Source organism: Curtobacterium sp. MCBA15_008 (assembly GCF_001865065.1).
Classification (GTDB): domain Bacteria; phylum Actinomycetota; class Actinomycetes; order Actinomycetales; family Microbacteriaceae; genus Curtobacterium.
Genome location: NZ_MJGN01000010.1, coordinates 133,687 through 144,052 on the forward strand (window position 1 = coordinate 133,687; position 10,366 = coordinate 144,052).

Annotated in this window: 9 protein-coding genes; 1 reads left to right on the forward strand and 8 read right to left on the reverse strand. The window is 75.4% G+C overall.

The genetic code is table 11. The features are described 5' to 3' along the window. Window positions 1–32: 32 nt before the first annotated feature. From BIU96_RS04960 to BIU96_RS04985, 6 genes are all read right to left on the reverse strand, one after another. On the reverse strand, window positions 33–692 hold the full coding sequence (locus BIU96_RS04960; protein ID WP_071291496.1) for a response regulator transcription factor: 660 nt from the start codon (window positions 690–692) through the stop codon (window positions 33–35). Continuing rightward, the gene (locus tag BIU96_RS04965) at window positions 689–1,915 is read right to left on the reverse strand and encodes a sensor histidine kinase (RefSeq protein ID WP_071291497.1); all 1,227 of its coding nucleotides are present in this window, start codon (window positions 1,913–1,915) and stop codon (window positions 689–691) included. Before BIU96_RS04965 ends, BIU96_RS04960 begins: the two co-directional genes overlap by 4 nt. Then, window positions 1,912–2,559 (reverse strand): DedA family protein, encoded by a 648-nt coding sequence (locus BIU96_RS04970; protein ID WP_071291498.1) that lies wholly within the window; start codon window positions 2,557–2,559, stop codon window positions 1,912–1,914. Before BIU96_RS04970 ends, BIU96_RS04965 begins: the two co-directional genes overlap by 4 nt. A gap of 94 nt (window positions 2,560–2,653) precedes the next feature. Next, the gene (locus BIU96_RS04975) at window positions 2,654–3,547 is read right to left on the reverse strand and encodes a glycosyltransferase family 2 protein (RefSeq protein ID WP_071291499.1); all 894 of its coding nucleotides are present in this window, start codon (window positions 3,545–3,547) and stop codon (window positions 2,654–2,656) included. Continuing rightward, window positions 3,544–5,064: a D-glycero-beta-D-manno-heptose 1-phosphate adenylyltransferase gene (rfaE2, locus tag BIU96_RS04980; RefSeq protein WP_071291500.1), complete on the reverse strand. Its 1,521-nt coding sequence runs from the start codon at window positions 5,062–5,064 to the stop codon at window positions 3,544–3,546. The genes BIU96_RS04975 and rfaE2 overlap by 4 nt, the downstream gene beginning before the upstream one ends. After that, window positions 5,061–6,566, reverse strand: coding sequence for an aldehyde dehydrogenase (locus BIU96_RS04985; RefSeq protein WP_071291501.1), 1,506 nt, complete (start codon window positions 6,564–6,566; stop codon window positions 5,061–5,063). The genes rfaE2 and BIU96_RS04985 overlap by 4 nt, the downstream gene beginning before the upstream one ends. A 133-nt stretch (window positions 6,567–6,699) precedes the next feature. Here BIU96_RS04985 and BIU96_RS04990 point away from each other — a divergent pair, with 133 nt between their 5' ends. Continuing rightward, window positions 6,700–7,788 (forward strand): glycosyltransferase family 9 protein, encoded by a 1,089-nt coding sequence (locus BIU96_RS04990; RefSeq protein ID WP_071291502.1) that lies wholly within the window; start codon window positions 6,700–6,702, stop codon window positions 7,786–7,788. Between the two features lie 436 nt (window positions 7,789–8,224). Here the strand turns inward: BIU96_RS04990 and BIU96_RS04995 are convergent, their stop codons facing one another. Together BIU96_RS04995 and BIU96_RS05000 are read right to left on the reverse strand one after the other, a co-directional pair. Next, window positions 8,225–8,929: an SDR family oxidoreductase gene (locus tag BIU96_RS04995; RefSeq protein WP_071291503.1), complete on the reverse strand. Its 705-nt coding sequence runs from the start codon at window positions 8,927–8,929 to the stop codon at window positions 8,225–8,227. 35 nt (window positions 8,930–8,964) lie between these two features. Then, window positions 8,965–10,305 carry a PfkB family carbohydrate kinase gene (locus BIU96_RS05000; protein ID WP_071291553.1) on the reverse strand — a complete coding sequence of 447 codons (1,341 nt, stop codon included), beginning with the start codon at window positions 10,303–10,305 and terminating at the stop codon, window positions 8,965–8,967. Window positions 10,306–10,366 lie beyond the last annotated feature (61 nt).

Here is a 10,366-nt window from a genome sequence, read left to right on the forward strand (position 1 = left end):
AGCACGACACCGGACCGGCCTGGTCGCCCCGCTCAGGAGGGGGAGACCAGGCCGGTCTCGTACGCCAGCACGACGGCGTGCACGCGGTCCCGCAGCTGCAGCTTCGCCAGGATCCGCCCGACGTGGGTCTTCACGGTCTGCTCCGCGATGAAGAGCTCGGCCGCGATCTCGCCGTTCGACCGTCCCCGCGCCATGAGCAGGAAGACGTCGCGTTCGCGGTCGGTCAGCACGTCGATGGCCTCGGTGCGCGGCGCGGCCGGCGGCGGACCCGCGACGAACGCCTCCACCAGGTGCCGGGTCACGCGTGGTGCCAGCAGGGCCTCACCGGACGCCACGGTCCGGACGGCCTGCACGAGTTCCTCGGCGCTGGCGTCCTTGAGCAGGAACCCGCTCGCCCCCGCCCGCAGCGCGTCGAACACGTAGTCGTCGATGTCGAACGTCGTGAGCATCACCACGCGGACGGGTCGGTCCGTCGTGGCCGCGGTGATCCGCCGGGTCGCCTCGATCCCGTCGAGCTCCGGCATCCGGACGTCCATCAGGATCACGTCCGGCCGCAGCCGTGCCGCCTGCGCGACGGCGTCGGCACCGTTCACCGCCTGGCCCACGACGTCGACGTCGTCCTGGGCCTGGAGGATCGCCATCAGTCCCATGCGGAACATCTGCTGGTCGTCCACCACCATCACCCGCGTCATCGGGTTCCTCCGTCGGCCGCCGGTGAGCGGGTGGGCAGGTGCACGTCGACGGAGAAGCCGCCGTCCGGGTCCGGCCCGTGGTCGATCGTGCCGTCCAGGGCGGCGACCCGCTCGCGCATCCCGGCGAGGCCGAAGCCGCCGTCGTCCGGGGGAGCCGCGGGCACGGTGCCGGCCGGCGGCGCGGCGTTCGCGACCGTGACCCGGAGAGCCGAGCCGTGCCTCCCGACCGTCACGACGGTGGACGCGCCGGGCGCGTGCCGGGCCACGTTGCCGAGCGCCTCCTGCACGACCCGGTAGGCGGTGAGCTGCGCGAGCCGGTCGACGTCGTCCGCGGGTCCCAGCCGGAGTTCCACCGGGATGCCGGCGGCAGCGGTCGCCTGCACGAGCGCCGGCAGGTCGACCAGGTCGGGCTGCGGTGCCCGCTCCGCCTCGCCGTCGCCGCGGAGCGTGCCGAGCAGCTGCCGCATCTCGCGGAGCGCCGTGCGCGAGGTCTCCGCGATGGCGGCGAACTCGGCGCGGGCGCCGGGTGGCAGGTCGGCCACCCGGTACGGCGCCGACTCCGCCTGCATGTGCACGACGGACATGCTGTGCGCGACGACGTCGTGCAGTTCGCGGGCGATCCGGGAGCGGTCCTCCACCGAGCGGCGCCGGGCCTGCTCGAGCTCGGCGTCACGGCGGGCGGCGGCGAGTTCCTCGCGGATGGAGCGGCGCTGCCCGATCACGACCGCGGCGGCGGCGAGCACCAGGGTGTCGCCGGCGCTGACCACGAAGCTCGTCGCCCAGACGTCCGCGTCGCCCCACCGGCTCGGCGTCACCGCGACCAGCAGCAGGCTCAGCACGGCAGCCGCGGTCCACACCGTCGCCGTGAGCCGCCAGGTGCTGCGGACGCCGAGCACGACGAGCAGGACGCTCAGCCCGATGATGCTCGTCACCGACACGGGCCACGGACCGGTCGTGCTCGGCGCCGTCAGCAGGCCGAGGGCGGCGAGGGCCGCCAGGTGCACGACCGAGGCGGCGCGCGGGTACAGCGGGGCGAGCCCGATGGTCAGCGAGAGCACGGCGGTGACGAGCATCGCGACGGGCACCGGCACGCCGTAGTACTCGACCGTGACCGGGGCGGCGACCGCGAAGAGCGTGACGGCGACGACCACGAGCCCGATCCGGACGGACAGGAGGAACCAGGACGGCCGCGGCGCCGGGGGCTGCTTCGACGCTGCGGTCACGGGCGGACGGCCTCTCCGGTCGGGGCGGTGCGGGGCGCGGGGCGGGCGTCGCGCCTCCGGCTGATGCTACCGATCACCCGGTCCACCACGATCCCGAGCCCGGCCGCGACCACCATCGACACGACCGCGGCGACGAGCGGTTCGTGCAGCACGCTCGACGCGGCGAAGGCGATGCCGACCGAGGTGGCCGACCACGCAGCGCCGGCGATCGCGCTGATCATGAGGAAGCGACGGTACGGCAGCCTCGTCGCGCCAGCCGTCATGTTCACGGCGACCCGCCCGACCGGGACGTACCGGCCGACCAGGATGAGGCTCGCGGAACGCCGCCGCATCTGCAGCTCGGCGAACGCGAAGGCCGCGGCGATGCGGGGCCGTCTCGAGTGCGCGATCCGGGCGAGGCCGATCCGTCGCCCGATCCAGTAGGCGACCGAGTCACCGGCGACGGCACCGAGGGCCGCGGCCACCAGCACCCCGGCGAGCACCGGCTGCCCGGACGTCGCGGCGATGGCGGCGACCGCGACCAGCGCGGACTCGCTCGGCACCGGCGGGAAGAACCCGTCGACGAAGCAGAGCAGGAAGAGGACGACGACGACGAGCGGACTCGCTGCCAGCTCGACGACGAGCGGGGTGATCTGGTCGAACACGGGCGACGCTCCCTCCGCCGACGGACCTCGTCGACGGGATCGACGCTACGGAGGCGCCGGGCAGCTGCCATCCCGCTGCGGTCTCGACCACCCCCTACTGTGGTGTGACCCGACCCTGGTCGACCGGGGCGAACAGCACGTCCGGGGCGTCCACCCGACGGTCGGTCACGGTCGTCGGCGCCTCGAGGTGCACCGCGCCGGACGGCAGGATCCCGACGCCGCCGAACCGCTCCATGACCCGCCACTGCGCGACGACGTCCTCGCCGGCGTGCTCGGGCGGCAGCGCCTCCCAGAAGCCGAAGCCGCCGACCGTGACGAGGGCCTCGCGGTCGTACAGCACGCACGCGCCGACCCAGGCGACGCGGTACGGCACCCAGCCCCCGGGTTCGACGTCGAGGTCCCCTGCCAGGTGCGTCGGGTTCGCGGCGTTGTGGAGCGACCAGCGGTCGAACGCCGGGGTGCCGCGCCGGACGACCTCCGGCACGACGGGGCCGTCCCAGCGCTCGAACACCGACGTCTCGTGCGGCCGTCGGTCGTCCAGGTAGGACAACCCCTGCACGGGGCTGCCGACGAAGCCGCAGCGCAGGGAGCGGAGCGCGTCGAGCATCCGGGCGACCGTGCCCGGTTCCAGCCAGACGTCGTCGTCGAGGAACAGCACCGCAGGGGCGGTCGCGTGCGCGAGGAGGAACTGCCGGTGCTCGGCCAGGCCACGCCGTTCCGGGTGCGTGAGCAGCGTGACGGGCCGGCCCTGCGCCTCCAGGACGCGCACCATGGCGGCCACCGACGGCGCGGCGGCGGCGTCCCCGCCCGCGGACTGGTCGCTGAGCACGAGGCGCAGGTCGACGTCGGTCTGGGCTGCCAACCCGGCCAGTGTGGTGGCGAGCTCTGCCGGTCGGCCGACCGTCGGGATCAGGACGTCGACCTCGGCCGTGGGGGTGTCCGCCGGTGCGGGGGCCGTCGCCCAGGACCCGGACCAGCGGGCGGTCACGGTGCCGGGTCGGGCTCGGGGCGCTGCGCGGCTTCGCGGATGCGCCGGACGACGGCGGAGGTGGAGTGCTCGGGGACGTAGTCGACCATGACGACCTCGCCGCCGTATCCACGCACGACCTCGGTCTCGCGCAGCATCTCGGGGGAGTAATCGCCGCCCTTGACGTACACCTCGGGACGGAGCCGCTCGATGAGCGGGATGGGGGTGTCGGTGGCGAACACCGTGACCAGGTCGACGCAGGCCAGGGCGGCGAGCACGCCGGCGCGGTCCTCGGCCGGGTTGATCGGCCGTTCCGGACCCTTCAGCCGCCGGACCGAGTCGTCGTCGTTCAGCGCGACGACGAGCAGGTCGCCGAGGTCGCGGGCCTGCCGCAGGTACGTCGTGTGCCCGCGGTGGACGACGTCGAAGCACCCGTTCGTGAAGACGACCCGGCGGCCGTCGTGGCGGGCGCGTGCGACCGCGTCGGCGAGCTCGTCGTGGTCGACGACGGTCGCCGCCGGGGCCGTCACGGACTCCAGGAGCGCCGCGGCGCTGCAGACGGAGGTGCCGGCCTCGCGGACGACGACGTCGGCTGCGGCCTGCGCGACCGACACCGCGTCGCGCAGGGGTGCGCGGACGGCGAGGGCGACGGTGGCTGCGGCGCAGAAGGTGTCGCCGGCGCCCGACGCCTGCTGCTCGGAGGCGGGGGTGGCGCGGGTGCGGAAGGCTCGGTCGGCGGCAGGGCCGGTGCCGTCGTGTCCTGCCGCTGGCTCGAGCAGGACCGTGCCGTCGCGGTCGAGCGTGACGACGGCCGCGCGGGCGCCGGTGCGGTCGAGGACGTCGCGACGGGCGGCGTCGACGGCGGCGGCACGCTCTGAGCCGACGCCGAGTTCGCGACCGAGGAGCGCCGCGGCCTCGCCGGCGTTCGGCGTGACGAGGTCCGGGGCCAGCGCCGCCCAGCGGGTGAGGTCGTGCGCGTCGACGACGACGGCACCGGGGCGGTCACGGTCGAGCATCGGGACGACGTCGGACGCCTGCACGCCGAGCCCGTAGTCGCAGACCACGGCGGCGTCGGCACAGCGGATCGCGCGCGCGACGGCCTCGCCGAGACGGGTGCCGTGCTCGGCGGTCGGGGTCGCGGCGAGTTCGTCGACGCGGACGACCACCCGGTCGCCCCCGACGACGCGGGACTTGGTCGTGGTGGTGGCGCCCTCGACGACGACGAGGTACGAGGTGTCCACCCCGGCGGCGTCGAGCCGGTCGCGGAGGACCCGCCCGGCCTCGTCGTCGCCGATGAGCCCGACCATCCGGACGCGGGCGCCGAGCGCGCGGGCGTTCACGGCGGTGTTCGCAGCACCGCCCGGGACGGCGATGGTCTCGGTGACCCGGACGACCGGGGCCGGGGCCTCGCGGGAGACGCGTTCGGCCTCGCCGACGGTCCACCGGTCGAGGATGCAGTCGCCGATCACGACGACCAGGGGTTCGCGGTCGTCGACCGTCGCGACGAAGTCGCGCACGAGGCGGACGTCGGCGGTCACCGGGCACCCCCGGTGGTGTCGGCGCTGCCCGCGGTGGCACCGGCCGAGTCGGCCGGCGCCGGGGCCGGCGCTGCCGCCGGAGTCGGTGCGGCAGCTGCCGGTGCCGCTTCGAGGTGGACGACGGTGGTCGTGGTCATCTCGTCGAGGAGGTGCGGGCCGTACCCGAAGCCGGCGCCGGACGCGCCGCGGGGCTGCGCGCTCCCGCCGGGCGCCCCGCCGAAGACGGCGTTCACCTTCACGGTGCCGACCGGCAGCTCGGCCGCGGCACGGAGCGCGTGCCCGGTGTCGTTCGTCAGCACCGTCGCGGCCAGGCCGTACCGGTCGGCGGCGGCGAGCCGGAGGCCCTCGTCGAAGTCGTCGACCACACGGACGGGTGCGATCGGGCCGAAGGTCTCCTCGGTCATCACGAGCATGTCGTCGGTGCAGCCGGTCAGGACGGTGGCGGGGTAGAACGCGCCGAGGCCACCCGGGGTCACACCGCCGGTCCGGGCCGAGGCGCCGCGCTGCAGGGCGTCGTCGACGTGCGACTGCACGGTGCACCGCAGCCGGTCGTCGACGAGCGGTCCGAACTCCGCCGCCGGGGACGCCGTCCGGCGCTCGGCCTCGGCGACGAGCGCGGCGACGAAGGGCTCGGCGACGTCGCGGTGGACGTAGACCCGCTCGACGCTCGTGCAGATCTGCCCGGTGTTCGCGAAGGCCCCGAGCGCGACCTGCGCGGCCGCCCACGCGGGGTCGACGCCGGCGTCCACGACCACCGGGTCGTTCCCGCCGTTCTCGCGGATCACGTGGGCGCGCGTCCGGGCAGCGACCTCGCTCAGCCGGTCGCCGGTCGCGGTCGACCCGACGTGGGCGTACACGTCGATGCCGTCCTGGCCGAGCAGCAGCTCGCCGGTGGCCGCGTCGCCGTCGACGCCGACGACGACGCCGTCCGGCAGGACCTCGGCCAGGAGGGCGTTGAGCCGTGCGAAGGTGGCCGGGCACCGCTCGCTGCCCTTGTGCACGACCGTGTTGCCGGTGACGATCGCGGCGCCGAGGATCCCGCAGGCCACGGCCACCGGGTCGTTCCACGGGGTGAGGGCCAGCACCACGCCGCGGGGGTGCGGGACGGACCAGTCGGCCGCGCCGAACTGTCCGCGCAGCGCCTCACCGCGGTGGACCGGACCGAGCTCGGCGTACTGCACGAGGGTCCCGACGCCCGCCTCGACCCCGCCGAGGGCGTCACCGGGGACCTTGCCGGTCTCGCGGGTGTTCAGCGCGGCGAGCTCCTCGGCGTGCGCGCGGACGTGCTCGGCGGCCCGGTGCAGCAGTGCGCCGCGCTCGGCCGGGGCCGTCCGTGCCCACGCGCCGGCCGCTGCGCGCGCGCGAGCGACCGCGTTCCGGACGTCCTCCTCGGAGGCACGGGCCACCGTCGACGCGATCGATCCGTTCACCGGGTCGGTGACGACCAGGGCGTCCTGGTCGGTGTGTGCGGAGGCGTCGGTGGCGGGAGCTGCGAGCGTCATGGGTTCCTTCCGAGGGCGGGCGGGAGTCGAACGCTGCTCCGGACCGGCTGGGTGCGGACTCGGACTCGCGCTTCTCGTCCATCGGGCGTCGCTGCTGGGCACCCGGGCGGCCGCGGACCGGTAGACGTGAGGGGTGCAACTGATCGGCAACGGTGGAGAACGGTTCGAGGACGTCCGGGAGATCGCGGTGCTCCGCGGTGGGGGACTGGGGGACCTGCTCTTCGCGGTCCCCGCGATCGAGGCCCTGGCGGCCGCCTACCCCGACGCCCGGGTCACCCTGCTCGGCGGTCCGACGGCCCCCGCCGTCCTCCGCGGCCGGACCGACGCCGTGCACGCGTTCGAGGAGCTCCCCGTCTCGCCCGGCGTGCGGGACTCCGGTGACGACGCACCGTCCCTCGACGACTTCGTCGACCGGCTGCACGGCCGGTTCGACCTGGCCGTGCAGCTGCACGGCGGTGGACGCAACTCGAACCCGTTCCTGCTCCGCCTCGGCGCGCGTCACACGGTCGGCACCGCCACCGAGGACGCCGAGGTGCTGGAGCGCTGGGTCCGCTACGTCTACTACCAGCACGAGGTGGTCCGCGCGCTCGAGGTCGTCTCCCTCGCCGGTGCCGCCCCCGTCACGCTCGACCCCCGGGTGCACGTCGAGGACGCCGAGCGCGGGGCGGTGCGCGAGCGCCTCGGTGTCGCCGGGCGGCTCGTGGCGATGCACCCCGGAGCGACGGACCCCCGTCGGCGCTGGAGCCCGGACCGGTTCGCCGCCGTCGCACGCGCCCGACTCGAGGCCGGCGACGACGTGGTGCTCGTCGGCGACGCGACCGACGTCCCCGCGGCCGAGGCCATCGTCGCCGCCGTACCCGAGGGGCTGCGCGGCCGCCTGCACGACCTGACCGGCGGGCTGCCGCTCGCCGAGCTGCCCGCGGTCCTGGCGGCCGCGGACGTGATGGTCGGCGACGACTCCGGTCCGCGCCACCTCGCCGTCGCGGTGGGCACCCCCACGGTGGGCGTGTTCTGGTTCGGGAACGTCGTCAACGCCGGGCCGTTCGACCGTGGCCGGCACCGCGTGCACCTGTCCTTCGTGACGAACTGCCCGGTGTGCGGGATCGACGTCACGCAGGTCGGCTGGACGGCGGAGCGGTGCGAGCACGACCCGTCCTACGTCGACCAGGTCACGCCGGAGGCGGTCCTCGACGACGTCGCCGACCTGCTCCGCACCGTCTGACGGGCGCGTCCGGTTCGGTTCGGTTCGCGACAGCGACAGATCGCGGCGAACGTTCTGCGCACTCCTGTCGCGTTGGCGATACGGACCGGCTGGCGCCGCGCCGATCTGTCGCTTCGCCGGGGTGGTCCGGTCCACCGCTGGACGGGAGGCGCGGCGCACGACCGGCACCGCGCCTCCCGTCCGGCAACCGCGAAGGCGACAGATCCCCGCGAACGTTCCGCGCACTTCCGTCGCCTTCGCGGCTGGGACCGAATGGCGCCACGCCGATCTGTCGCTTCGGCGGGTGGTCGGGTCCACAGGCGGACGGGGGCACGGCGCACGACCGGCACCGCGCCTCCCGTCCGGCAACCGCGAAAGCGTCAGATCGCCGCGAACGTTCCGCGGCGATCTGTCGCTTTGGCGACCCGGACCGGTCGGGGCGGCCGTGTCGGCCGGCCTACGGCCAGCTGGGCTCCGTCGCCGGCATGATCGACAGCTCGCGGATCTCGCAGCCGGCCGGCTGCGACAGCGCGAACAGGATCGAGTTCGCGACGTACTCCGGCTCGATGAGCTGGGCGTCCGGGCCCGGCTTGTACTGCTCGGTGCGGTCGGCGAAGAAGTTCGTCCGCATGCCGGCCGGGATGATGTTCGTGACACCGATGCGGCCACCGACCTCGGCGGCCAGGGCCTGCGAGAACCCGCGGACGCCGAACTTCGACGCCGAGTACGCGGTGCCGTCGCCGACGCCGCGCAGGGCGAGCGACGACGAGATCGTCACGACGCGGCCGTGCGTGGCCTCGAGCGCGGGCAGGGCGGCCCGCACCACCGCGGCGGTGCCGAGCAGGTTCACCCCGACGATCCGTTCCCAGTCGCCCGAGGAGATCGAACCGATCGGCGCCGGCTTGTCGATGCCCGCGGCGGTGACGACGGCGTCGAGGCCGCCGTGGCGCTCGGCGGCTTCGCGGACGGCCCGCTCCGTCGCCTCGGTGTCGGTCACGTCGACCGCGACCGCGTCGACGCCGTCGGCGACGGCGTCGACCCGCAGGTCGAGGACGATCGGGGTGCCGCCGGCCTCGGTGACGGCCGCGACGACGGCGGCGCCGAGTCCGGAGGCGCCGCCGGTGACGAGGACGCGGCCGATGGGGGTGGTGGGGACGGGCATGGACTTCCTTCCGTAGGGGCGTGGAGCCGTCGGGCTCAGCCGACGTGTTCGAGGGCCGCGGCCAGGCGGGTCGTGGACCGGCCCGGGTGGAACGGGACCGTGACGACACGGCCGCCCCACTCGGCGAGCGTCGCGGTCTCGGGCAGTTCGCTCGCGGTGTAGTCGCCGCCCTTCGCCCAGACGTCCGGGCGGAAGCGGCGGAGGGCCTCGTCGGGCGTGTGCTCGTCGAACACCACGACCGCGTCGACGCAGTCGAGTGCGAGGAGCAGCTCGACCCGGTCGTCCTGGCCCATGATCGGCCGGTCCGGGCCCTTGAGCGCGCGGACCGAGTCGTCGGAGTTGAGGCAGACGACCAGGCAGTCGCCGAGCGCCCGGGCAGCCGACAGTGTGCGGGCGTGGCCAGCGTGGAGCAGGTCGAAGCAGCCGCCGGTCGCGACGACGGTACCGCCGGCGCTCCGGACGTCGTGCACGACGCGCATCGCGTCGCGGTCGGCACCGGGGACCCGGATCGGAGCGGGGCCGTCCTCGGCGAACAGGGCGGTGACGCCGCCCGCGGCGAGGTACTCGGACGCGGCGGTGACACCGGCCGTGACGGCCTCGGCCACGTCCGCGCCGTTCGCCAGGGCCACGGCGACACCGGCAGCGAGCCGATCACCCGCGCCGCAGGGGTCGCCCGCGGTGACGGACGGGGCCGGGACGAACCGGTTGCCCTCGCGAGCGCTCGACACGAGCGCGCCGCGGTCTCCGAGCGTGACTGCGACCGCGCCGACCCCCCAGGTCTCGACGAGCACGGCGGCGGCCTCGGTGGCGAACGGCACGCCGTCGCCGGACACGTCGGTGAACCGGCGGGCTTCGGCGCTGTTCGGGGTGGCGACCGTGGTGCCGGGCACCGGTGCCGCGCCCTTCGGGTGCGGGTCCCAGACGACCGGCACGCGCTCGGCGACCGCGGTGAGCGCGTCGCGGAGCGGTCCGGCGGCTGCGACCCCGCGGCCGTAGTCGGCGACGACGACGGCGTCGACGCCCTCGAACGCGGCGACCATCGCGTCGGTGACCTCCGGCACGGGCGGGGTCGCGCAGCCCTCGTCGATGCGGACGAGGGCGTGGTCGGCGACCCGGACGCGGGTCTTCACCGGCGTCGGGACACCGGAGGGTCCGGCGACGACCGTGACGCCGGGCAGGAGGTCGCGGATCTCGGACGCACGGGCGTCGTCGCTGAGGACGGTGACGAGCGTCACGTCGTGGCCGTCGCGGGTGAGCATGGTCGCGACCAGGCCGGCGCCACCGGCACGGCGGTCGTCGGTGGCGACGTCGACGACGGGGACCGGGGCGTCTGGGCTGAGGCGTTCGCTGGTGCCGGAGACGTCGACGTCGAGCAGGGTGTCACCGACGACGGCGACGCGGAGGCGGCGGGCGGGCGCGCCGGCGGCGCGGTCGGCG